At 63.5% G+C, this 23,337-nt stretch carries 17 protein-coding genes and 4 tRNA genes; 17 read left to right on the forward strand and 4 right to left on the reverse strand.

Annotated elements, in window-relative coordinates; all coding sequences use genetic code 11:
* Positions 1-6: 6 nt before the first annotated feature.
* The 8 genes from purF (at position 7) to ACNFHO_RS22045 (ending at position 5,438) form a co-directional block, all read left to right on the forward strand.
* On the forward strand, positions 7-1,512 hold the full coding sequence (gene purF / locus ACNFHO_RS22010) for an amidophosphoribosyltransferase (protein WP_063543875.1): 1,506 nt from the start codon (positions 7-9) through the stop codon (positions 1,510-1,512).
* A gap of 25 nt (positions 1,513-1,537) precedes the next feature.
* A complete protein-coding gene (locus ACNFHO_RS22015; RefSeq protein WP_063543877.1) occupies positions 1,538-2,749 on the forward strand; it encodes an O-succinylhomoserine sulfhydrylase in 1,212 nt (403 codons plus the stop codon).
* Complete coding sequence (locus ACNFHO_RS22020) at positions 2,746-3,519, forward strand: SDR family oxidoreductase (RefSeq protein WP_063543879.1); 774 nt, start codon at positions 2,746-2,748, stop codon at positions 3,517-3,519. The genes ACNFHO_RS22015 and ACNFHO_RS22020 overlap by 4 nt, the downstream gene beginning before the upstream one ends.
* A 168-nt stretch (positions 3,520-3,687) precedes the next feature.
* Positions 3,688-3,763, forward strand: a tRNA-Val gene (locus ACNFHO_RS22025).
* 79 nt (positions 3,764-3,842) lie between these two features.
* Positions 3,843-3,919, forward strand: a tRNA-Asp gene (locus ACNFHO_RS22030).
* 99 nt (positions 3,920-4,018) lie between these two features.
* Positions 4,019-4,095, forward strand: a tRNA-Asp gene (locus ACNFHO_RS22035).
* 139 nt (positions 4,096-4,234) lie between these two features.
* A tRNA-Asp gene (locus tag ACNFHO_RS22040) sits at positions 4,235-4,311 on the forward strand.
* Between the two features lie 257 nt (positions 4,312-4,568).
* On the forward strand, positions 4,569-5,438 hold the full coding sequence (locus ACNFHO_RS22045) for a DUF2242 domain-containing protein (protein WP_112897766.1): 870 nt from the start codon (positions 4,569-4,571) through the stop codon (positions 5,436-5,438).
* A gap of 238 nt (positions 5,439-5,676) precedes the next feature.
* On the opposite strand, the gene ACNFHO_RS22050 is transcribed toward ACNFHO_RS22045, so the two are convergent.
* Together ACNFHO_RS22050 and ACNFHO_RS22055 are read right to left on the reverse strand one after the other, a co-directional pair.
* The gene (locus ACNFHO_RS22050; RefSeq protein ID WP_416767340.1) at positions 5,677-6,717 is read right to left on the reverse strand and encodes an AraC family transcriptional regulator; all 1,041 of its coding nucleotides are present in this window, start codon (positions 6,715-6,717) and stop codon (positions 5,677-5,679) included.
* 4 nt (positions 6,718-6,721) lie between these two features.
* Positions 6,722-7,840, reverse strand: coding sequence for a nitrilase-related carbon-nitrogen hydrolase (locus ACNFHO_RS22055; protein WP_416767341.1), 1,119 nt, complete (start codon positions 7,838-7,840; stop codon positions 6,722-6,724).
* A 186-nt stretch (positions 7,841-8,026) separates the two neighbouring features.
* On the opposite strand from ACNFHO_RS22055, the gene ACNFHO_RS22060 reads away from it, so the two are divergent.
* The 3 genes from ACNFHO_RS22060 to ACNFHO_RS22070 all read left to right on the forward strand — a co-directional run bounded on the left by ACNFHO_RS22060 (position 8,027) and on the right by ACNFHO_RS22070 (position 15,026).
* Positions 8,027-10,063: an FAD-dependent oxidoreductase gene (locus ACNFHO_RS22060; RefSeq protein ID WP_416767342.1), complete on the forward strand. Its 2,037-nt coding sequence runs from the start codon at positions 8,027-8,029 to the stop codon at positions 10,061-10,063.
* Positions 10,064-10,149: 86 nt separating this feature from the next.
* Positions 10,150-14,091, forward strand: coding sequence for a dermonecrotic toxin domain-containing protein (locus tag ACNFHO_RS22065; RefSeq protein WP_416767343.1), 3,942 nt, complete (start codon positions 10,150-10,152; stop codon positions 14,089-14,091).
* 35 nt (positions 14,092-14,126) lie between these two features.
* Entirely contained in the window at positions 14,127-15,026 is a 900-nt protein-coding gene (locus ACNFHO_RS22070) for a 1-aminocyclopropane-1-carboxylate deaminase/D-cysteine desulfhydrase (protein WP_416767344.1), read from the forward strand.
* Here the strand turns inward: ACNFHO_RS22070 and ACNFHO_RS22075 are convergent.
* The gene (locus ACNFHO_RS22075) at positions 15,017-15,562 is read right to left on the reverse strand and encodes a cytochrome b (protein WP_416767345.1); all 546 of its coding nucleotides are present in this window, start codon (positions 15,560-15,562) and stop codon (positions 15,017-15,019) included. The two genes, ACNFHO_RS22070 and ACNFHO_RS22075, sit on opposite strands and share 10 nt — an antisense overlap.
* Before the next feature lie 151 nt (positions 15,563-15,713).
* Positions 15,714-16,748: a DUF1853 family protein gene (locus ACNFHO_RS22080; RefSeq protein WP_416767346.1), complete on the reverse strand. Its 1,035-nt coding sequence runs from the start codon at positions 16,746-16,748 to the stop codon at positions 15,714-15,716.
* Between ACNFHO_RS22080 and ACNFHO_RS22085 the strand changes: the two genes are divergently transcribed.
* From ACNFHO_RS22085 to pepN, 6 genes are read left to right on the forward strand one after another with little or no spacing between them, the layout of a single operon-like run.
* Positions 16,747-17,637, forward strand: a complete 891-nt coding sequence (locus ACNFHO_RS22085) for an NAD(+) kinase (protein ID WP_054893119.1) — start codon at positions 16,747-16,749, stop codon at positions 17,635-17,637. The genes ACNFHO_RS22080 and ACNFHO_RS22085 overlap by 2 nt on opposite strands.
* The gene (locus tag ACNFHO_RS22090; protein WP_178117541.1) at positions 17,634-18,608 is read left to right on the forward strand and encodes a metallophosphoesterase; all 975 of its coding nucleotides are present in this window, start codon (positions 17,634-17,636) and stop codon (positions 18,606-18,608) included. The genes ACNFHO_RS22085 and ACNFHO_RS22090 overlap by 4 nt, the downstream gene beginning before the upstream one ends.
* Positions 18,605-19,483 (forward strand): rhomboid family intramembrane serine protease, encoded by an 879-nt coding sequence (locus ACNFHO_RS22095; RefSeq protein WP_063543895.1) that lies wholly within the window; start codon positions 18,605-18,607, stop codon positions 19,481-19,483. The genes ACNFHO_RS22090 and ACNFHO_RS22095 overlap by 4 nt, the downstream gene beginning before the upstream one ends.
* A 14-nt stretch (positions 19,484-19,497) precedes the next feature.
* The gene (locus tag ACNFHO_RS22100) at positions 19,498-19,758 is read left to right on the forward strand and encodes a YeaC family protein (protein ID WP_065861159.1); all 261 of its coding nucleotides are present in this window, start codon (positions 19,498-19,500) and stop codon (positions 19,756-19,758) included.
* Positions 19,755-20,585 (forward strand): DUF2797 domain-containing protein, encoded by an 831-nt coding sequence (locus ACNFHO_RS22105; protein WP_063543897.1) that lies wholly within the window; start codon positions 19,755-19,757, stop codon positions 20,583-20,585. The genes ACNFHO_RS22100 and ACNFHO_RS22105 overlap by 4 nt, the downstream gene beginning before the upstream one ends.
* Positions 20,586-20,598: 13 nt before the next feature.
* Positions 20,599-23,259 carry an aminopeptidase N gene (gene pepN, locus ACNFHO_RS22110; protein WP_416767347.1) on the forward strand — a complete coding sequence of 887 codons (2,661 nt, stop codon included), beginning with the start codon at positions 20,599-20,601 and terminating at the stop codon, positions 23,257-23,259.
* Positions 23,260-23,337: the final 78 nt, after the last annotated feature.

The raw sequence follows: 23,337 nt of genomic DNA on the forward strand, positions 1-23,337 counted from the left end.
CGTCGCATGTGTGGCATCGTCGGTATCGTCGGTAAGTCGAACGTCAATCAGGCGCTGTATGACGCGCTAACGGTCCTCCAGCACCGCGGCCAGGACGCTGCCGGTATCGTGACCAGCCATGACGGCCGGTTGTTCCTGCGCAAGGATAATGGCCTGGTGCGCGACGTCTTCCAGCAGCGCCACATGCAGCGCCTGGTCGGCCACATGGGCATCGGCCACGTGCGCTACCCGACCGCGGGCAGCTCCACCTCGGCCGAGGCTCAGCCGTTCTACGTCAACTCGCCGTATGGCATCACCCTGGCGCACAACGGCAACCTGACCAACGTCGAACAGTTGGCCAAGGAGATCTACGAGTCCGACCTGCGTCACGTCAACACCAATTCCGACTCGGAAGTGCTGCTCAACGTGTTCGCCCATGAACTGGCCGTACGCGGCAAGCTGCAGCCGACCGAGGAGGACGTGTTCGCGGCGGTCTCCCATGTGCACAGCCGCTGTGTCGGTGGCTATGCGGTGGTGGCGATGATCACCGGCTACGGCATCGTCGGCTTCCGTGACCCCAACGGCATTCGTCCGGTGGTGTTCGGCCAGCGCCACACCGACGAAGGCGTCGAGTACATGATCGCCTCCGAAAGCGTTGCCCTGGACGTCCTCGGCTTCACCCTGATCCGTGACCTGGCGCCAGGCGAGGCCGTGTACATCACCGAAGAAGGGCAGATGTACACCAAGCAGTGTGCCAACAACCCGAAACTGCAGCCCTGCATCTTCGAGCATGTCTACCTGGCTCGTCCTGACTCGATCATGGACGGTGTCTCGGTGTACAAGGCGCGTCTGCGCATGGGCGAGAAGCTGGCCGAGAAGATTCGCCGCGAGCGCCCGGAGCACGACATCGACGTGGTCATCCCGATCCCGGACACCAGCCGCACCGCGGCCCTGGAGCTGGCCAACCACCTGGGTGTGAAGTTCCGCGAAGGCTTCGTCAAGAACCGCTACATCGGCCGTACCTTCATCATGCCCGGCCAGGCCGCGCGCAAGAAATCGGTACGCCAGAAGCTCAATGCCATCGAGCTGGAATTCCGCGGCAAGAACGTGATGCTGGTGGATGACTCGATCGTACGCGGCACCACCTGCAAGCAGATCATCCAGATGGCCCGTGAGGCCGGCGCGAAGAACGTCTACTTCTGCTCCGCGGCGCCGGCTGTGCGTTACCCCAACGTCTACGGCATCGACATGCCGAGCGCTCACGAACTGATCGCCCACAACCGTACCACTGAACAGGTGGCCGAGTTGATCGGCGCCGACTGGCTGATCTATCAGGACCTGCCGGACCTGATCGACTCGGTCGGTGGCGGCAAGATCAAGATCGAGCACTTCGATTGCGCGGTGTTCAACGGTGAATACGTTACCGGCGACATCGACGATGCCTACCTGGACCGTATCGAACAGGCTCGCAACGATGCGGCCAAGGTCAAGACCCAGGCTGTCAGCGCGATCATCGACCTGTACAACAACTGACTTTGGGCTTTTTAGGAGTAACGGCATGACGGATCAATGGGATGCCGGACGGCTGGACAGCGACCTGGAGGGTGTCGGTTTCGACACCCTGGCAGTGCGTGCCGGTCAGCACCGTACGCCCGAGGGCGAGCACAGCGAAGCGCTGTTCCTGACCTCCAGCTATGTCTTCCGCACGGCCGCCGATGCGGCTGCGCGTTTTGCCGGTGAAACGCCGGGCAACGTTTACTCACGCTACACCAATCCGACCGTGCGTGCCTTCGAGGAGCGCCTGGCGGCCATGGAAGGTGCAGAGCAGGCCGTGGCGACGTCCACCGGCATGGCGGCGATTCTCGCCGTGGTCATGTCGCTGTGCAGCGCTGGCGACCACGTGCTGGTGTCGCAGAGCGTGTTCGGCTCGACCATCAGCCTGTTCGAGAAGTATTTCAAGCGCTTCGGTGTGCAGGTGGACTATGTGCCGCTGGTCGATCTTGGTGGTTGGAAGAACGCCATCAAGGCCAATACCAAGCTGCTGATCGTCGAGTCGCCGTCCAACCCGCTGGCGGAGTTGGTGGATATCGGCGCACTGGCCGAAATCGCCCACGCCGGTGGCGCGATGCTGGTAGTGGACAACTGCTTCAGCACGCCGGCGCTGCAGCAACCGCTCAAGCAGGGGGCCGATATCGTCTTCCACTCCGCGACCAAGTTCATCGACGGCCAGGGCCGCAGCATGGGCGGCGTGGTTGCCGGTCGTGCCGAGCAGATGAAGGAAGTGGTGGGCTTCTTGCGTACCGCGGGGCCGACCCTCAGCCCGTTCAACGCCTGGATTTTCACCAAGGGCCTGGAGACCCTCAAGCTGCGCATGCGTGCGCACTGCGAGAGCGCGCAGGCCTTGGCTGAATGGCTGGAACAGCAGGAGGGTGTGGAAAAGGTGCATTACGCCGGCTTGCCAAGCCACCCACAGCACGAACTGGCCAAGCGCCAGATGAGTGGTTTCGGCGCGGTGGTCAGCTTTGAGGTCAAGGGCGGCAAAGAGGGCGCCTGGCGCTTTATCGACGCCACTCGGGTGATTTCGATCACCACGAACCTGGGTGACAGCAAGACCACCATCGCCCATCCGGCGACCACCTCCCACGGTCGTCTGAGCCCGCAGGAGCGCGAGGCGGCCGGCATCCGTGACAGCCTGATTCGTGTTGCGGTAGGGCTTGAGGACGTCGTCGATCTGCAGGCCGACCTGGCGCGTGGGTTGGCAGCGCTGTGATCGACTGGACAGGTGGCGAGCCAGACCATAACGGTCGGGTGGCCTTGGTAACCGGTGCCGCCCGCGGCATCGGCCTGGGCATCGCCGCCTGGCTGATCTGCGAAGGTTGGCAGGTGGTGTTGAGTGACCTGGACCGCCAGCGCGGTGCCAAGGTTGCCAAGACCCTGGGCAGCAACGCCTGGTTCATCGCCATGGACGTCTCCGACGAGGCCCAGGTCAGCGCTGGTGTGGCGCAGGTGCTGGGCCAGTTCGGACGTCTGGATGCGCTGGTGTGCAACGCGGCCATCGCCAACCCGCACAACCATACGCTCGAGAGCTTGAGCCTTGCGCAATGGAATCGTGTATTGGCGGTCAACCTCAGTGGCCCGATGCTGTTGGCCAAGCACTGTGCGCCTTACCTGCGCGCGCATGGCGGGGCGATCGTCAACCTGGCCTCCACACGTGCACGTCAGTCGGAGCCGGACACCGAGGCCTATGCCGCAAGCAAGGGCGGGCTGCTGGCACTGACCCACGCCCTGGCCATGAGCCTGGGGCCGGAGATCCGGGTCAACGCCGTCAGCCCTGGTTGGATCGACGCCCGCGATCCGTCCCAGCGCCGCGCCGAACCCCTCACCGAAGCCGACCATGCCCAGCATCCAACGGGCAGGGTAGGGACGGTGGAGGATGTTGCGGCACTGGTGGCCTGGCTGTTGTCGCGTCAGGCCGGATTCGTCACCGGCCAGGAATTTGTGGTCGATGGCGGCATGAGCCGCAAGATGATCTACAGCTGACGCGCCACTTGCCGCTGTGCAAAGCAAAAGGAGCCGACAAGGCTCCTTTTTCGTTCTGACGCTTTTTCATGTTTTTGAAAAAAAATTCAACGGGGCTATTGACTTAGCATCGGTACCTGCGTAAATTTCGCGGCCTCAGCGAAGCAAACGCAACAAGCAACATCGCGAGGGTGATTAGCTCAGCCGGGAGAGCATCTGCCTTACAAGCAGAGGGTCGGCGGTTCGATCCCGTCATCACCCACCACTTCCTGAGATTGTTCCTGACCCGGGACGCTTCGAAAGAGGCTTCCTACCAGAGAGGAACAGGACGCAAGTCCACATGCGCAGCGGTAGTTCAGTCGGTTAGAATACCGGCCTGTCACGCCGGGGGTCGCGGGTTCGAGTCCCGTCCGCTGCGCCACTTACTTAAACAGATTGGTGAGCTTCACCGGTCTGTGGCATGAAGGCAAGACCTTTCTGCCAGATCCCAGTTTCAAGCAGGTTACGGCCTGCAAGATACGCAGCGGTAGTTCAGTCGGTTAGAATACCGGCCTGTCACGCCGGGGGTCGCGGGTTCGAGTCCCGTCCGCTGCGCCATCTTCTGCTTCGAGGCCCTAGAACTCCTCCAAGCGACATTGAAGGCGATAAACCAATCGCCTTTTTTGTGCCTGCAACACCAGCGTCATACGCTGGCATGCAGATCCCAGTTTCAAGCAGGCTTCGGCCTGTGCGGCACGCAGCGGTAGTTCAGTCGGTTAGAATACCGGCCTGTCACGCCGGGGGTCGCGGGTTCGAGTCCCGTCCGCTGCGCCATATTCGCTTCGAGGTCACTGAACCCCTCGAGGCACAAAGAAAGCGACCTTAGGGTCGCTTTTTTTGTTTCTGTGGCCTGGTGAATGGCTAGTGCCGGCCTTGGTAGCAATCACCAGTGCTGTTAGACATCGGCGTGGAGCTGACGGGGTCACTCCGAACATTTACCTGATGCTGACAGACTCTTCACCGACCAGCGGTTTCAGCGACCCAGCGATGTGTTGCACAATAGGCACCATTCGTTCTTCCCGGAATTGACAATGTCCAGATCTACCGTCTCTGTAGCGCTCGGGCTGGCCCTGGTGCTGGCGGGTGTTTCCGGCTGTTCCTCGAAAAAGGCAGCGATCTACGAACACGAGAACTTCGACGACTCGGGGACGTTCTCGCGCAGCTTCCAGGTCAGCGATGCCGGGTCGTGCGAAGCCGCGCGCCGGGCATTGCTGAGCCAGGGCTATATCATCACCAGCAGTGACGCGAGCCAGGTGGCGGGCAACAAGAGCTTCCAGCAGAACGCCGAGAACCACCTGCAGATCAGCTTCAACATCACCTGCGCCCCCGACAGCAGCGACGATCAGCGTTCGACGATCTTTGCCAACGCCCTGCAGGATCGCTACACCCTGAAAAAATCCAACACCTCGGCCAGCCTCGGTGTCGGCATCCTCGGCTCGGTGTCGATGCCGATCGGCTCCACCGACGACTCCATGGTCAAGGTGGCCAGCGAAACCGTGACTTCGCCGCAGTTCTACGAGCGTTATTTCGCGCTGGTCGAAAGCTACCTGCCAAAGCCGAAGAAGCAGAAAAAGGCCGCCCCTCAGGTGGAGGCGCCCAAGCCTGAAAAACCGGCGCAGGAGTTGGGCTTGCCCGAGCCTGCGGCATTGGCCCCGGCCGCACAGCCAGCGGCGGTACCGGTGTCTGGCAGCGCGCCGCAGGTCGAGCCGGCAGCGCCGGTGACTCCTTCGGAGCACGCGCCATCGCCGACCGCTGCAGCACCGGCCGCCAGCGAGGCGCCCGCGGCGCCAGTGGTCGACGATAGCCAGGGCTCCCAGCCTATCGCGCCGCCGGTCGAAGCTGCGCCGATCCAGGTGCAGCAAGCGGCACCCACCGGCGAGCCGGTACCTTCGTCACTCTAGGGAAATGCTTCATCTGCTGTTACACACGTACTGCGGTTAACGACCTGAACGCCTGCTACGTTTATTCCTCATGGGGATGTCATGATTCCTTCATCCGGCCCGCTTAGCTTGATGGCCAGACCCATGAAAAAATGAATGCAAGAGGACGCAGGCCAATGGACGACTATCAGGAAGAACTTCTCGAATTCCAGGCATATGAACTGGATACCCCGGAGCCGGCGGAAGACGCCACCGAGCTCTAGCCTACTTGCCGCTGATGGCGGCGAAACTCCCCCGGTGTCAGCCTCGTCCAGCGCTTGAATGCGCGCTGGAAGGCTTCGGCCGATGCAAACCCCAGCAGATAGGCGATTTCACCGAAGGCCAGCTCCGTGTCGCGGATATAGGTTTCGGCGAGGTCGCGTCGGGTGTCATTGAGCAGGCCGCGAAAGCTCGAGCCTTCCTCGGCCAGCTTGCGACGCAAGGTCCAGGTGGGCAATTGCAGGTGGCGTGACACCTCCTCCAGGTCAGGCTCCCGTCCGCCGTTGAGCAATGGGCCGAGCAGATGTGTGATGCGCTCGCCCAGGCTGCGCACACGCGTGCGCTGGGTCAGCTCCGCCTCGCACAGTTGCAGCAGGTGCTGCCAGGTACTGGGGCAGTGGTGTGGGTTGCCCAGCGCGAGGGCGGCCTGGCCGAGGCGCAGCTGGTTGCTGGCGGCACCGAACTGCACGGGCGTGCTGCACAACGGTTGGTACAGGGTACTGTAGGCGGGCGCCTCGAACTCGATTTCCATGCGTTCGGCCAGCAGCAGCGTGCCAGCCAGCCCTGACAGCTGTGCCAGCCAGCCGGCCAGCAACGAATCGACCACGAAGCGGTTGTAGGTGTTGTACGGGCTGATCGAATAAAAGCGCAGCCAGGCCCCTTGGGCGTCTTCGATGAAGGCCGAGCTGCCACGATAGTTGGCAGCGTACAGCGGCTCATAGCGCAGCAGGGTACGCGCGGCCTCGCGCACGTTCGGTGCTTGCGCTGCCGTCACGCCTGCCAGGCCGGCCTGGGCCAGGCGGCTCAGGCGTCCCATGCGCAGCCCCAGGGCGGGCTCGGCACTGAGCTCGATGGCTGCATGCCCCAGGTGCATGTAGCGGGGAATCGACAGGCGGGCACCGGCTTCGTTCATGCGCATGGCATCCAGCCCATAACGTTGCAGCAGCGGTGCCGGGTCATGTCCCAGCTCCTGCAGGGCTTCGGTCAGGGGCTGGACGAAACCTACCGAGAGGTCACCCAGGCGCACGCGTGGCTGGCGCATGCCCTTACAGCCACAGGTTCAGCAGGCGGGCACCCTGGCTGGGATTGCCAGCCAGTTGCGCGCCCGCCTGGTTGGCAAAGCCCTGGCCGTCGCTGCCCAGCTCCCAGAACTGGCCGCGCAGGAAGACACTGATGCTTGGCAGCTTGGGGTTGGCGGCCAGGATCAGTTGACGCCAAGCCGCCTCTTCACTGACTTCGCCTTTGCTCAGCGGCAACTGGTTGGCAGCCTGTTGGTGGCGGTTGCCGCGCCAGGGTTCCTGCCAACTTCCCTTGCCACTGAGAAACACCGGATTGGCGATCAGTTGCACCGACTGGTGAGCCAACAGTTCATGGTTGCGCGGATACCAGCTGTCGCTGCCCACCAGTACACCCAGGCGCCCCGCCGGGGTCTGCACGACCTGCAGCGGCTGGGCCTGGCCATCTTGAATGAAACGACGGACCTCGCTATCGGCGTATTGCTGCAACTGCGGCTGGCCAAGCGGTGTGCCATCGCTGGCGAACACCAGGCTGCTGTTGAACAGGGGGCCTTTGCCGACATGCAACTGGCCCTCCTCGACATAAGGCGACGGCAGCACGATGGAGCCGGCCACCAGGGTGACGCCGAACTCGCGGGCCAGGCCGCCAAACAGTTGCTGGTAGTCAGCGGCCATCTGCCGCGCCTTCATGCGCAGGTGCGCGTCGGAGCGGCGATCATCACCAGTGGCCGCCAGCATGGCCAGGCCGTAGCGCACGGGGTTGCTCAGCTCCAGCCACTGCCAGGCCTCGCGGAACTGGGTGACCTGGTACAGCTCCTTTTTCTCGCCGCGGGCCCAGAGCCAGGTGCCGATGTGCTCGGGTAGCACCACCACCGTTCGCGGGTTGACCAAGCCTTGGGCACGGGCCTGTTCCAGATAGGCCGAGAGCTTGCGGTGCAGGCGCCCGAGGTTCTGGTAGTCGCTGGGGTAGAGCAACGGCTCGATGCCCAGCAGATTGCCGTGCTCGCCGGGTACCCCCTGGTTGAGCGCCAGTTCGATGCGCAAATCGGACAGGTAATGACCTTCCGGGCGTTGTTGGGTCCAGAACCCATAGCTGAACAGGGCGGCGATTGTCACCAGCGCCAGAGCGCTTGCCAGGAGTTTGCGCATGAAGCGGTACGGCATCTTGAGGCCAAGGGTGCTCTAGGGTAGTCCCGCTGTGCAGCAGGATCAATAAGTTGTCAGTTTCGATCATTGAGCCGGTTCAAACGCCTGTTTAATGTCGACGGCAGACAAACGACGGGGCCCGTGTGAGGCACCCGCATTCCGTGATCACGCCTCATCAGGAGTCCCTCCATGGCTGCCGAACGTTACCCACACCTGTTGGCCCCGCTCGATCTGGGCTTCACCACCCTGCGTAACCGCACCCTGATGGGCTCCATGCACACCGGTCTCGAAGAGCGCCCGGGTGGCTTCGAGCGGATGGCCGCCTACTTTGCCGAACGTGCCCGTGGCGGGGTCGGCCTGATGGTGACCGGCGGTATTGCGCCGAACGACGAGGGTGGCGTGTACTCCGGTGCGGCCAAGCTCAGCACCGAAGAAGAAGCCGATAAGCATCGGATCGTCACCGAGGCGGTGCATGCGGCAGGGGGCAAGATCTGTCTGCAGATCCTGCATGCCGGACGCTACGCCTACAGCCCGCGGCAAGTGGCGCCCAGTGCCATCCAGGCACCGATCAACCCGTTCAAGCCCAAGGAGTTGGACGAGGCGGGCATCCAGAAGCAGATTGATGACTTTGTGAACTGTTCGGTACTGGCCCAGCGTGCGGGCTACGACGGCGTCGAGATCATGGGTTCGGAAGGCTACTTCATCAACCAGTTCCTCGCCGCGCACACCAACCACCGCACCGACCGCTGGGGTGGCAGCTACGAGAACCGCATGCGTCTTGCGGTAGAGATCGTCGGACGCGTACGTGAAGCGGTGGGCCGTGAGTTCATCATCATCTTCCGCCTGTCGATGCTCGATCTGGTCGAGGGTGGCAGCAACTGGGACGAGATCGTGCAGTTGGCCAAGGCCATCGAGCAGGCGGGCGCCACCTTGATCAACACAGGCATCGGCTGGCACGAAGCGCGCATCCCGACCATCGCGACCAAGGTGCCGCGCGCAGCGTTCAGCAAGGTAACCGCCAAGCTGCGCGGCGCAGTGCAGATTCCGCTGATCACCACCAACCGCATCAACACGCCGGAAGTGGCCGAAGCCGTGTTGGCCGAAGGCGATGCCGACATGGTATCGATGGCCCGGCCCTTCCTCGCCGACCCTAACTTCGTCAACAAGGCGGCCGAGGGCCGCGCGGACGAGATCAACACCTGCATCGGCTGCAACCAGGCCTGTCTGGACCACACCTTCGGCGGCAAGCTGACCAGTTGCCTGGTGAACCCGCGTGCCTGCCACGAGACCGAGCTCAACTACCTGCCCGTACGTGCGGTGAAACGCATCGCCGTGGTCGGCGCAGGGCCTGCTGGCCTCGCTGCGGCGACGGTCGCCGCCGAGCGTGGGCACGAGGTGACCCTGTTCGATGCCAGCGCCGAGATGGGTGGGCAGTTCAATGTCGCCAAGCGTGTGCCGGGCAAGGAAGAGTTCTTCGAGACCCTGCGCTACTTCGCCAACAAAGTGAAGAACAGCGGCGTGACACTGCGCCTGAACACCCGTGTTGGTGTCGACGAACTGGCGGCGGGCGGCTTCGACGAGATTATCCTGGCTACCGGGATCACCCCACGTACGCCAACCATCCCCGGGGTCGAGCATGCCAAGGTTCTGAGCTACCTTGATGTGCTGCTCGAGCGCAAGCCAGTAGGTGAGCGGGTTGCCGTGATCGGCGCCGGTGGTATCGGGTTTGACGTCAGCGAGTACCTGGTGCACAAGGGCATCGCCACCAGCCAGGATCGCGCTGCGTTCTGGAAGGAGTGGGGTATCGATGCCAGCCTTGAGGCCCGCGGCGGTATCGCGGGGGTCAAGCCTGAACCCCATGCCCCGGCACGCCAGGTCTATCTGTTGCAGCGCAAGAAGACCAAGGTCGGCGACGGCCTGGGCAAGACCACTGGCTGGATTCACCGTACGGGTCTCAAGAACAAACAGGTACAGATGCTCAACAGCGTCGATTACCTGAAGATCGATGATGCGGGCCTGCATGTGCGCATTGGCGAGGGCGAACCGCAGGTGCTGGCGGTGGACAACGTGGTGATCTGCGCCGGGCAGGAGCCGCAGCGCGAGCTGTATGAAGGGCTGCTGGCCAAGGGGCAATCGGTGCACCTGATCGGTGGTGCGGATGTCGCTGCCGAGCTCGATGCCAAGCGCGCGATCAACCAGGGATCGCGCCTGGCAGCGGAGCTCTAGGAAGACCGAGCTCCAGGAAGACATACTTAGCACCGACTGTCCGTCTGGTGGCGGCAACCTCTCGATTTTCAAAAGAGATTGCCGCCATGACCCATCCCCCGCAACCCCAGCCGCTTGCCGCCGAACTGCCGGATCAATTCCCGCAAACCGATGCCCTGCCCACGCTCGGCGCGTCGGCCCTTGCGCTGTTCGAGGCACAGTTGCCAGGCCTGCTGGCGCGTGCCCCCTACCTGTTGCAATTCATCGACGACGAGGGCTCCGAGGAGCGTACGGTCACCCATGGCCACACCCTGAAGAGCCTGGTCGAGTCCGCACGCCTGGGGCAGACCACGGCTGATCTCTTCGACCCGGCACAGGCGGTGCTGTCGTCGAGCGCCAGTTCGCTGGCCGAAGCCGACCTGATTGCGGACGTGACCCTGGATCAGGTGCACGACGCCTTGAAGCTTATAGACGCCAAGACGGTGCTCAGCCGCTTCGAGGTCGATGCGCAAACCTACTGGGAGGTTCCCGCGCAGCTGTCGTTGGCCCCTCGGCAACTGGCCATGGAGCAGCAGGTGCGCGCGAGCCTGGCGGATGATGTGCAACTGCTGGAGAGCGTCGGAACGCTCACTGCCCAAGCCAGGGCGCTGATCGAAGACATCGTCGCCCACCCCCGTTTCTCCGACCGCAGCGTGCCAAGAGGTGTCTATGACCTGACGGTGCGCACCGGTGGAAGCTCGAAGTCCTTCTCTTTGCCAGGCATGCTGGTCCTCAGCGAAATCCCGGCCGGCTACGACCCGGCACTGTCCTACGTTACCGAGCGGCAGGCTCTGACCGGCGAAGCTGTGCTGTATTGCAGTGGATACTTCGGTTTCATCCGTCGTCACGACAACCTCCAGGCCACCCTGGATGGGGTGCGCAAGGCATTGTTGGAGGATCGCGCCTGGGGCTTGGCCTTGTTGATGCGCCTGGCACCGGAGGCGCAGCAGGCGTTGCTGGAAGAATGGGAGCGCGAAGACGCAAGCTTCGAAGTGAGAGCGGGGGTGATCGAGGGCAATCCGTTCGAGCACCTGGCCAGACAGCAGTGTGAGGCCTGGCGTGCGAGCGCGACCCGCGAGCAGCGCGGTGTATGGGATGATCGTATCGGCCTGGATGTATCGCGTGCACGTTCAACGCAGGTGCTGTTGGCGTTCGAGGCCGAACGCCAGTCGTTGCGGGCGCAACTACCAGATGGTCTGCGCAACCTTGCCCAAGCGCAGCAAGACATACTGGATGGCCTGTTGCTGGACATTGCCCAGCAGCAGAGCCTCGCCGAGGACTATTGGCAGCAGTTACCCGCTTTCGAGGATTTCGCCCGTGATCGGATTCGCACCGAATTGCGCAAGGACGGGCAGGATTTGGACCCCCGTGCTGTCACCGTCGAGATCGACGTCGTCGAATACAGCCCCGAATTGCCAGAGTCGGAACTTGCGCCGGGCGTCACTCCTGATCCTGGACAGGCGCAAAGCGTGCAGAGCGAGTGCTCGTTGCTCGAATACATCGCCATGCGCATGGATGCCAGGGCCGACGCCAGTTGGACGGTCGAATTCAGTGGCGTTACTCAGGCTCAGTCACGCTATCTTTCCAGTACTCGGCTGGGCAGCCTGATCCAGCGGCTGGACCTGCAGGCGCACTATCTACAAGCAATCAGCGACGCGTTGAAGACACCTTCCGATGGCGAAACCAAGGGCCTGCACCAGCGGCGCCACGATGCTGCGACAAGCCTGTTCGAGAAACGTCTGCGGCTCGATGCGTTCCTGGCGCATGCTACCGGTGACCTTGACGATTCCGGGTATCAGGCTGTCCAGGACATTCTGGATCATCCATCGCCGGACCAGCGGCCAATACGCGAAGGGCAGCGTGCCGAGTTGCAGCTGCTCACGCTGGGTGGCAACTCCCTGCGTGACGTGCTGATCTTCCATGAAGTCGGTGAGTCGTCACTGATCTGCTATACACCTGGCCATCCATCTGGCAAGCCGTTCAGGCGCCACAGCTCTCGCAGGGCTCTGCGCAGCGTGCTGGCCCAAGAGCTCGAGGGTCTGCAACGGACGTCGCCGTGGCCTGCAAGCACTGAATACTGGGTGTCGCGGTTCGGCCGTCATCAGCTCGGAACCGCCTTGCCTCTGTTGCTCCGCATCGCTGATGGCAAGGCCGGTGCAGAGCTGGCGACGCAAACCCTCAACCAACCGATAGGCAAGGCAATTTTCAATTATCGCATCGCTTATCTGCTGGCCGAAGGTAACAGCCTGGCGGTTTCCGATGCCGAGTTGCGGCTGGAGCGTGGCCTGGATATCGCTGTCCCCGTGTTCCGCGTGCTGAGCGCGCTGATTCCTGCGCGGGTCATGACCGTGCTCGACCTGGCAGAGCTTGGCTACTACATGTTCAACAGCTATGCGGCGCTGGCCAGCGGGCAGCGCGAGCAGGCCGGAACCTATGCCCTCGAGGCCTTGACCAGCCTGAGCGGCCTGGCTAACGCAAAGTTCTACCGGTTCAGGGCTCCCGCTGCTTCGGGAGTGCCGCTGCGACTGGTGAGCGGCAGCGGTGTACGGTCGGTCGTCGCGATCGACGAAGTGCCCAAGCCTCAGGGCGCGCCCTTTGTCATTTCTCACGGCCTGCGCAAGGGGTTACTGGTCTTCGATGGCCGGTTGAACGTGTCTTTGCAGGGCCGTTACTACCCCGTCTACGAAGTGCGTGACCCGCTGCAACGCACGTCGACTTTTTATATCGGATCAGGCGACGGGGTTCAAAGCCGCTCGTTGTTTTCCAATCCCGATCCAAGAATCGAACGTGATCCACGTACAGGCGACTGGCTGATCGTGCGCCGCCCGGGACTGCTGGGCGGAATGGATCAACCGCTGCCGGTCCGGCCAATGCCGATGAAGGTGATGCGCGGGGTCCGAGAAAGCGCCAATAGCAGTGGCAGGACTTTCCGGATCATGGACGGCACCCAGGAGGTGGAGGTGCTGTTCGATCTGGATTATTGCTGCTGGTACTCATCTTCCAAAGGTCGTTATTACCGGCGGGATGAGCAGACGAATACCTATCTGGGCGCCGTCGACCCTGGCCCTGCGGCTTCTCGATTGGAGCGCCAGCAAGCGCGCCTGGAACTGGAGTGTCTCCAGCGGCCAGTGTTGCCAGAGCTGCCGCCGAGCAGTGGGCTGGAGCTGCTCCCGAAGGTTATCCACCAGATCTGGATCGGCAGCGCAGACAATCTGATTGCGTCTCACGACTCCACGCTCAAGGGCAACATCGAGATGGCACGGGCCGGCGGTTATCAGTTGCATCTGCATTTTCTAGGCCGCAGTGGATGGGGGGTGAACAATGCGTTGCAGTTGCGCAAGCTACGCTCGCGCTACCCAGGAGCAACCTGCACGTCCTTGAAGGGAGACGCGTTCTTCAAGGATTTCGAGGAGGGTCCGCAGGGTGAGGTGTTCAAGTTCTTCCTGCGGCCGGAAACCCGCAACTATGCGGCGGCCTGCGACGCCTTGCGCTACAAGTTGATAGATGAGTTGGGCGGGGTGTACATGGACATGGACGATGTGCTGCTCCGCCCGCTGCCTCAGTTGACATTGCGCCCTGGGCAACTGGCGGTGGGCGGGGTGGTGAGCAACGCGACCCTGATGCTCAACGGCCCCAACAACAGTCATTTCGCCTCGCTCAAGGGCAATCCATTGCTCGATGCGGTGTTGCGGGAAATGTCCCAGCGTTTCAGCGCTAGTCGCAAGCTTGGGCATCGTCCGAAGTTTTCCGATCCTGGTTTCACCGAGTACATGCGTGAGGTATCACGGGTGACTGGCCCTGGTCTGCTCAATACGATACGGCACAGCGCCAGCGCGATCGAGAAGGCCTTGACCGAGGCGAAGCTGTATATCTTCCACTCGCAGGACAACGGCGTACGTCCCGAGCGCGCGGTATTTGAATGGGTGAAGCGCGTTTCCGCGCTGCTGACGCCACTGGAAGACTACATCAATGTCGGCAATGCCCACAGCTGGAAGACGGGGCGCCGTTGACCTGCTAACGTGCGGGCTTTTCGGGGGGGCTATAGATGTTCGATGGACTTTCCGGCTCCACCGCCGCGCCCCTGCAAAGCCTGCACCTGCCCTGGTTGGCGCACGCTGGTGTGGCGTGCGCGGTGTTGCGTCTGGACCTGATCGACCCACTGGTCAGTGGCAACAAGTGGTTCAAGCTGCAGCACCACCTGCGTGCTGCCCGGAAGGCCAACGCACCTGGCCTGATCAGTCTGGGCGGCAACCATTCCAATCATTTGCACGCCTTGGCCGCTGCGGGCAGACGCTTAGGCTTCGCCACCGCCGGGTTGTTGCGAGGCCAGCGGCAAGACACCCCGACCGTCCGTGATCTGGAAGCGCTGGGCATGACCTTGCACTGGTTGGGCTACGGTGGTTATCGGGCGCGCCACGCGCCAGGCTTCTGGCAACCCTGGCAGGCGCGTTATCCCGGCTGGCATTGCATCCCCGAAGGTGGGGGCGGTGTGGAAGGTGCCTTGGGATGTGGGCAGATCGTCGAGCAGGCACAAGCGCAATTGGCGTCGATCGGTTGGGATGATTACCACGCCTGGTGGCTGGCGGTGGGCACCGGCACCACGCTGGCAGGCCTGGTACTGGCCGAGCAGGGCGCGCATCCGGTGCATGGCGCCTTGGCGGTGCCGCGCGATCATGGTGTGGAGCAGGGCATTGCGCAACTGGTGGGTACAGCGGGCTATTGCCTGCACGACGCCTGCCGCGGCGGATTCGCCCGGCGCGATGACGCGTTGCTGGCATTCATCGCAGACAGCGAGAGGTACAGCGGTCTGCCACTCGAAGCGCTCTACACAGGGAAGGCGCTGTGGGCGCTGCGTGAGCAGGTCGAGGCCGGGCGATTTTCACCCGGCACCCGCCTGATCTTCGTTCATACCGGTGGCCTGCAGGGGCGGCGCGGCTACTTGTAAGGCAGCATGCGCAGCAGTGTGTTGTCCCGGCGTACGTAGTGGTGGTACAGCCCGGCAACGGCATGCAGCCCGATCAGCCAGTAGCCCCAGGTGCCGATGCGTTCATGCCAGCCCTTGATGAACTTTGCCTGGTCCGGATCCTGGCCGATCAGTGCAGGCAGCTCCAGCCCAAAGAATGGTATCGGCTTGCCCGCAGCGCTGAGGATCAGCCAGCCGGCCAGTGGCATGCCGATCATCAGCAGGTACAGCAGCATGTGGACCAGATGGGAGAGGCCGGTCTGCCAGGCGGGTGGCTTGGGCACGATAGGCGGTGTCGGGCGCGCCAGGCGCATGGCCAGGCGCAGCCATACCAGCACGAACACGGTGAGGCCGAGCATGAAGTGCAGGCTCTTCATCAGGTCGCGCTCGGCGCTGTCCTTGGGGAACAGGCCGCGCAGCTCAATGCAGGCATACACGGCGGCGAGCAGCACCAGCATCAGCCAGTGCAGGGTGATCGACAGGCGCGCGTAGTGGGGCGCGGGAGTGGATGAAACCATGGTCGGTCCTCGTCATCAGGTTGGGTGGGCGCTCTTGCTGGCGCCTGATGTGGACTTTAGCGCGTCGATTGGTAATTTTTCGTTGTTTCAGGTCGGTTGTTTCGATGATTTTTGGGCTCGGAACGGCATTTTCTCGAGCACGGGTCCCGGGTCATCCCGGTAAGTGTGGCCAGCTGTCACTCACCAGAAACACTCGCTCCGCCTCTTGCCAGCCGCCTTCGCCATCCTCCTCCAGCCTCACCAGCAATTGTGCCGCGGCTCCTTCCTCCAAGCGCCACAGCCAGGCTGCAAAACCCGCCGCCCCCCAGCGATCCCCAGCCTCGACCCGTGCAGGTGCCAGCCAGGCATGGCGTTGCAGCGGTTGCCAGAGTGCCCTCGGGTGAGCGCTGGCATATTGCGCCCACTCGCGTCGATGCAGCCAGCGCCCGCGCAGGTGTGCAGGGTTGGCCCCGAAGGGGGCCGTGAGTTGCCCTGGCCATGGATGGAAAAGATAGCCACCCAGCCACAGGTGCGACTGCACATGGCCCACCTGCAGTTGATTCAGGACTTCCCGGCTTTCGGCCCGAGCCGAGATCGGCAACTGATGTGCGACCAGGTGCGCCAGCTTGCTGCCCAGGCGGTCGTGACAGCCTGGCCCCAGCCACTGCGCCGGGTCGTGGGCATCAGCCTGATCCGGCCCGAGGTAAAGCTTGATCGCCAGTTCCAGGTGGTGGTCACCCGTGCGATCGCGCAGCAGGACATCCAGCTCACCCAAGGTTTGCCCGCCTTGGCGGATCGCCAGGTTGGCGGCCAGTAGCTCGACACCGGGTGCCTGTTGCAGGGCGAACTGCCAGAGGTGTTCGTAGTACAGCCCCAACCGCCGGCTGGTGAGGCGCGCCAGCCACGTCTGCAAGGGCTGCGCATCATGATCGAGAGCCAGCAGCCAGTCGCGTAACCGCCCCGGATCGTCCGCCCAGGCGCTGGCCGCCAGCGGATGGCGTTGCGGGCAGGGCGGTTCGCTCAGCAGCGGCGGCGACAGCAGCGTCCACGCCAGATCACGCACGGCAGGGTGGCGGAGCTGGCGGGGCAGGGCGTGGAGGTCGGTGAAGGGTGTCATCCTGCGAGCATAGCCGGTTTGCCGCTGGCCGGTCGTTTCGCCCATAATCCAGGCATTGTCACCCGCCGCAGAGCCTTGCAGGAGCCCCATGGAGCAATTTCGCAATATCGGTATCATCGGACGCCTCGGCAGCTCGCAGGTGCTCGACACCATTCGCCGACTGAAGAAGTTCCTGCTCGAGCGCCACCTGCACGTGATCCTCGAGGACACTATCGCCGAAGTGCTGCCCGGCCACGGCCTGCAGACCTCCACGCGCAAGCTGCTGGGCGAGGTCTGCGACCTGGTCATCGTCGTCGGTGGCGACGGCAGTTTGTTGGGCGCCGCCCGAGCGCTGGCCCGGCATAACATCCCGGTGCTGGGCATCAACCGCGGCAACCTCGGCTTTCTCACCGACATTCGTCCCGACGAGCTGGAAACCAAGGTCGCCGAGGTGCTCGACGGCCACTACCTGGTCGAGAACCGCTTCCTGCTGCAGGCCGAAGTTCGCCGCCACAACGAGGCCATTGGCCAGGGCGACGCGCTCAACGATGTGGTGCTGCACCCGGGCAAGTCGACGCGGATGATCGAGTTCGAGATCTACATCGACGGCCAGTTCGTCTGCAGCCAGAAGGCCGACGGCCTGATCGTCGCCACGCCCACAGGGTCCACCGCCTACGCGCTGTCTGCCGGCGGCCCGATCATGCACCCCAAGCTCGATGCCATCGTCATCGTGCCGATGTACCCGCACACCTTGTCTGGCCGGCCGATCGTGGTCGATGGCAACAGCGAGCTGAAGATCGTGGTCGCCAAGGACCTGCAGATCTACCCACAGGTCTCCTGTGACGGGCAGAACCACTTCACCTGCGCTCCAGGCGACACCATCACGGTGAGCAAGAAGCCGCAGAAGCTGCGCCTGATCCATCCGCTGGATCATAACTACTACGAAGTCTGCCGCACCAAGCTTGGCTGGGGCAGTCGCCTGGGGGGCAGGGACGACTGATGCTCGATCCGGCACGCAGTTTCGACATCATCGGCGACGTTCACGGTTGTGCGTTGACCCTCGAACGCCTGCTCGACACCCTTGGCTACACGCGCACGGGCGGTGTCTGGCGCCATCCGCGGCGCCAGGCGCTGTTCCTCGGCGACATCGTCGACCGTGGCCCGCGCATCCGCGAGGCGCTGCATATCGTCCACGACATGGTCGAAGCCGGCCAGGCCCACTGCATCATGGGCAATCACGAGTACAACGCCCTGGGCTGGGTCACGCCGGCGCTCCCCGGCAGCGGCAAGGCCTTCGTGCGTGAGCACACGCCGCGTCATGCCCGCCTGATCGACGAGACCCTCACCCAGTTCGCCCAGCATCCCGGCGACTGGCACGATTTCATCCAGTGGTTCTACACCCTGCCGCTGTTCGTCGACGCCGGGCGTTTCCGTCTGGTGCATGCCTGCTGGGATCATCAACTGATCGCACAGTTGCGCGCCCAGTACCCGGACGGCCGTATCGACGAACACTTCGTGCAGGCCTCGGCGGTGTCGGGAAGCTTCGCCTCGACCGTGTGCAACCGCCTGCTGCGCGGCACCGACATGCGCCTGCCGGACGGTCTCACGCTGACCGGCGGCGACGGTCTGACCCGCGCCTTCTTCCGCACCAAGTTCTGGGAAGAAGACCCACAAACCTATGGCGACATCGTGTTCCAACCTGATGCGCTGCCCGAGGAAGTGGCCCGCGCGCCGCTCAGCCACAGCCAGAAGAACGCGCTGCTGCGTTATTCGGAGGATGAGCCACTGCTGTTCGTCGGCCATTACTGGCGCAGCGGCCACCCCGCGCCGATTCGCGCCAACCTGGCCTGCCTGGACTACAGCGCGGTGCTCTACGGCAAGCTGGCCGCCTACCGACTGGACGACGAAACCCGCATCGACCCGCACAAGTTCGTCTGGGTCGATGTCGACCGACCGCAGGCCAGCCAATGAACGTGGTCGAAGTGATGCGTCTGCCGCTGGGTGTCGACCTCAGTGGTTTCGTTGCCCTGTTGCGGCGCCTCGAGGTGCCGCACCGGGTGGTCGAGGAGGGCAGTGAGCAGGTGCTCTGGGTACCGCCCGCCATGGCCGCCCAGGTGCTTGACCTCTACCGGCGCTACCCTGACGGCAATGCCGACGTGGAGCCGGTCATGGACGCAGGCTTGCCGGCGAGCGAGCCGGCCCGGCCCCCGCTGAAGGAACAGTTGCGCGCCTGCAAGGTTACCGCGGGGATGCTGCTGCTGTGCATGGCCGTCGTTGGCTTGACCGGCCTGGGCGAAAACCTCTCGACCCTGAGCTGGTTCACCTTCCAGGACTACCAGGTACAGGGCGACTACCTCTATTTCGTGCCGCTGGCCCAGAGCCTGGGCGAGGGCCAGTGGTGGCGCCTGGTGTCGCCCATGCTGCTGCACTTCGGCGTTCTGCACCTGGCCATGAACGGGCTGTGGTACTGGGAGCTGGGGCGGCGCATCGAATTGCGCCAGGGGCCCTGGGCGTTGCTGGCGCTGACCCTGGTGTTCAGCCTGGTGTCGAACCTGGCCCAGCATTTCATCGGCGGCCCGAACCTGTTCGGTGGCTTGTCCGGAGTGCTCTATGGCTTGCTCGGTTACCTCTGGCTCTACCAGTGGCTGGCGCCCACCCCATTGTTCAGCCTGCCCCGCGGCGTGCTGGTGATGATGCTCATCTGGCTGGTGATCTGCCTCAGTGGCGTGGTCGGCCAGCTCGGCTTCGGCCAGATCGCCAATGCCGCCCATGTCGGCGGGTTGCTCATCGGATGCCTGACAGGCCTCTTGGGTGGACTGCTGGCCCGGCGTAAACTGTCGGCTTGATTTAGGAGACGCTCATGTCCACTTTCGCGCAAATGATTGAAAACATCACCCCCGAGATCTACCAGAGCCTGAAGACGGCGGTGGAACTCGGCAAATGGTCCGATGGCCGCAAGCTCACCGCCGAGCAGAAGGAGCTGTCGCTGCAAGCGGTGATTGCCTGGGAAATCCAGAACCTGCCCGAGGAAGAGCGCACCGGCTACATGGGGCCGCAGGAATGCGCCTCCAAGTCCGCGCCGATCCCCAACATCCTGTTCAAGTCGGACTCGGTACATTGATCGAACTCGCTCGTGGCTCCTTAAGCAAGATGGCGGTGCGTCTCGAAGCACCGGTCGTGCAGTACAGCTTTCGCCTCGGTGAGGAGCAGGTGCCGGTCAACCCGTTGATCGGCCAGTCGCTGCGTCTGGAATACCTCGGTGCGATCCACTGCACCCATTGCGGCAAGCGCACCAAGACCAGTTTCAGCCAGGGCTACTGCTACCCCTGCATGACCAAGCTGGCCCAGTGCGATGTGTGCATCATGGCCCCTGAACGCTGCCACTACGACGCCGGCACCTGCCGCGAGCCGTCGTGGGGCGAGCAGTTCTGCATGACCGACCATGTGGTGTACCTGGCCAACTCGTCGGGCATCAAGGTGGGCATCACCCGTGCCACGCAACTGCCCACACGCTGGCTCGACCAGGGCGCCAGCCAGGCACTGCCGATCATGCGCGTGGCCACTCGCCAGCAGTCTGGTCTGGTCGAAGACCTGCTGCGCAGCCAGGTGCCGGACCGCACCAACTGGCGCACCCTGCTCAAGGGCGATGCCGAGGTACTGGACCTGGTCGCGGTGCGCGAACAGATCTTCGATGCCTGCGCCGAAGGCCTGCGCGAGCTGCAAGGCCGCTTCGGCCTGCAGGCGATCCAACCCTTGCCCGACGCCGAAGTGGTCGAGATGCGCTACCCGGTCCAGGCCTACCCGAAGAAGATCGTCAGCTTCAACCTGGACAAGGACCCGGTGGTGGAAGGCACGCTGCTGGGCATCAAGGGCCAGTACCTGATCTTCGACACCGGCGTGATCAATATTCGCAAGTACACGGCCTACCAGCTGGCCGTGCTCCAGTAAAAGGATCGTCACCATGCGTACCGAACAACCGCAAGTGATCTACCTCAAGGACTATCAGGCGCCCGAGTACCTGATCGACGAGACGCACCTGACCTTCGAACTGTTCGAGGACCACACGCTGGTCCATGCGCAACTGGTCATGCGCCGCAACCCCGAGCGCGGCGCCGGCCTGCCGCCGCTGGTGCTCGATGGCCAGCAGCTGGAGCTGCAGCGCGCCGCGCTGGATGACCAGGAGCTGCAGGCCGGTGACTACCAGCTCGATGACAGTAGCCTGACCCTCCACCCCAAATCTGAGCGCTTCACCCTCGACACCAGCGTGAAGATCCATCCGGAAAGCAACACCGCGCTGGAAGGCCTGTACAAGTCCGGCAAGATGTTCTGCACCCAGTGCGAAGCCGAAGGTTTCCGCAAGATCACCTACTACCTCGACCGCCCGGACGTGATGAGCACCTTCACCACCACGGTGATCGCCGAGCAGCACCGCTACCCGGTGTTGCTGTCCAACGGCAACCCGGTTGGCAGCGGTCCGGCAGAAGACGGCCGCCACTGGGCAACCTGGGAAGACCCATTCAAGAAGCCGGCCTATCTGTTCGCGCTGGTGGCGGGCGATCTCTGGTGCGTCGAGGACAGCTTCACCCGCCAGTCGGGTCGCGACGTGACCCTGCGCATCTACGTCGAACCCGAGAACATCGACAAGTGCGACCACGCGATGGTCAGCCTGAAGAAGTCCATGCGCTGGGACGAAGAAGTCTATGGCCGTGAATACGACCTGGACATCTTCATGATCGTGGCGGTCAACGACTTCAACATGGGCGCCATGGAAAACAAGGGCCTGAACATCTTCAACTCCAGTTGCGTGCTGGCCCGCGCCGAAACCGCCACCGATGCCGCCCACCAGCGCGTCGAAGGGGTGGTCGCCCACGAGTATTTCCACAACTGGTCGGGCAACCGCGTGACCTGCCGCGACTGGTTCCAACTGTCGCTCAAGGAAGGCTTCACGGTGTTCCGCGATGCCGAGTTCAGCGCCGACATGAACTCGCGCACGGTCAAGCGCATCGAGGACGTCGCCTACCTGCGCACCCACCAGTTCGCCGAAGATGCCGGCCCCATGGCCCATCCGGTGCGCCCGGACAGCTTCATCGAGATTTCCAACTTCTACACCCTGACCGTGTACGAGAAGGGCGCCGAAGTGGTAGGCATGGTCCGTACCCTGCTGGGCGCCGAGGGCTTCCGCAAGGGCAGCGACCTGTACTTCGAACGTCATGATGGCCAGGCGGTGACCACCGACGACTTCATCAAGGCCATGGAAGACGCCAACGGCGTCAACCTGACCCAGTTCAAGCGCTGGTACAGCCAGGCCGGCACGCCGCGTCTTGAGGTCAGCGAAACCTACGATGCCGCGGCGCAGACCTACAGCCTGACCTTCCGTCAGAGCTGCCCGCAGACGCCGGACAAGCTCGACAAGCTGCCATTCGTGATTCCGGTGGCGTTGGGGCTGCTCGATGCCCAGGGCAATGACCTGCCGCTGCAATTGGCCGGTGAAACGGCTGCCGATGTCGCTACCCAGCGCGTACTGTCGGTGACCGAGGCCGAGCAGACCTTCACCTTCCAGGGCATCGTCGCCAAGCCGCTTCCGTCGTTGCTGCGTGGCTTCAGTGCGCCGGTCAAGCTGAGCTTCCCTTACGACCGCGACCAGCTGATGTTCCTCATGCAGCACGACAGCGACGGCTTCAACCGCTGGGAAGCGGGCCAGCAACTGGCCGTGCAGGTGCTGCAGGAGTTGATCGGCCAGCATCAGCGCGGCGAAGCGCTGAAACTCGACCCACGGCTGATCACCGCCTTGGGTACGGTGCTGGGCAACGAGTCGCTGGACCCGGCCATGGTCGCCGAGATGCTATCGCTGCCCGGCGAGGCCTACCTCACCGAAATCAGCCAGGTGGCTGACGTCGACGCGATTCATGCGGCCCGCGAGTTCGCCCGCAAGCAGATCGCCGAGCAGTTGTTCGATGCGCTGTGGGCGCGCTACCAGGCCAACCGCCAGGTGTCGCGCAGCACTGCTTATGTAGCCGCAGCCGAGCACTTCGCCCGCCGCAGCCTGCAGAACATCGCGCTGTCGTACCTGATGCTCACCGGCAAGTCGCAGGTGCTGGAAGCGACCCTCGAGCAGTTCGAGCACGCCGACAACATGACCGAGCGCCTGACCGCGCTGGCAGTGCTGGTCAACTCGCCGTTCGAAGCCGAGCGCGCCAAGGCGCTCGAGGCCTTCGCCGAGCACTTCAAGGACAACCCCCTGGTCATGGACCAGTGGTTCAGCGTGCAGGCGGCAAGCAGCCTTCCGGGCGGGCTGGCGCGGGTCAAGGCGTTGATGCAGCACCCGGCCTTCACCCTGAAGAACCCGAACAAGGTGCGCGCGCTGGTTGGCGCCTTTGCCGGGCAGAACCTGGTCAACTTCCACGCCGGCGACGGTTCGGGTTATCGCTTCCTGGCGGACCTGGTGATCGAACTCAACGCGCTCAATCCGCAGATCGCCTCGCGCCAACTGGCGCCGCTGACCCGCTGGCGCAAGTACGATGCCGCGCGTCAGGCGCTGATGAAGGGCGAGCTGGAGCGGATTCTCGCTTCCGGGGCATTGTCCAGTGATGTGTATGAGGTGGTGAGCAAGAGCCTGGCTTGATTCACTTTTAAACCGGGCTGGCCTATTCGCGGGCAAGCCCGCTCCCACAAGGATCAGGGAGCGGGCTTGCCCGCGATG

The sequence above is a fragment of the Pseudomonas sp. NY15374 genome, assembly GCF_048068255.1.
In the GTDB taxonomy this organism is placed as follows: Bacteria; Pseudomonadota; Gammaproteobacteria; order Pseudomonadales; family Pseudomonadaceae; genus Aquipseudomonas; species Aquipseudomonas machongensis.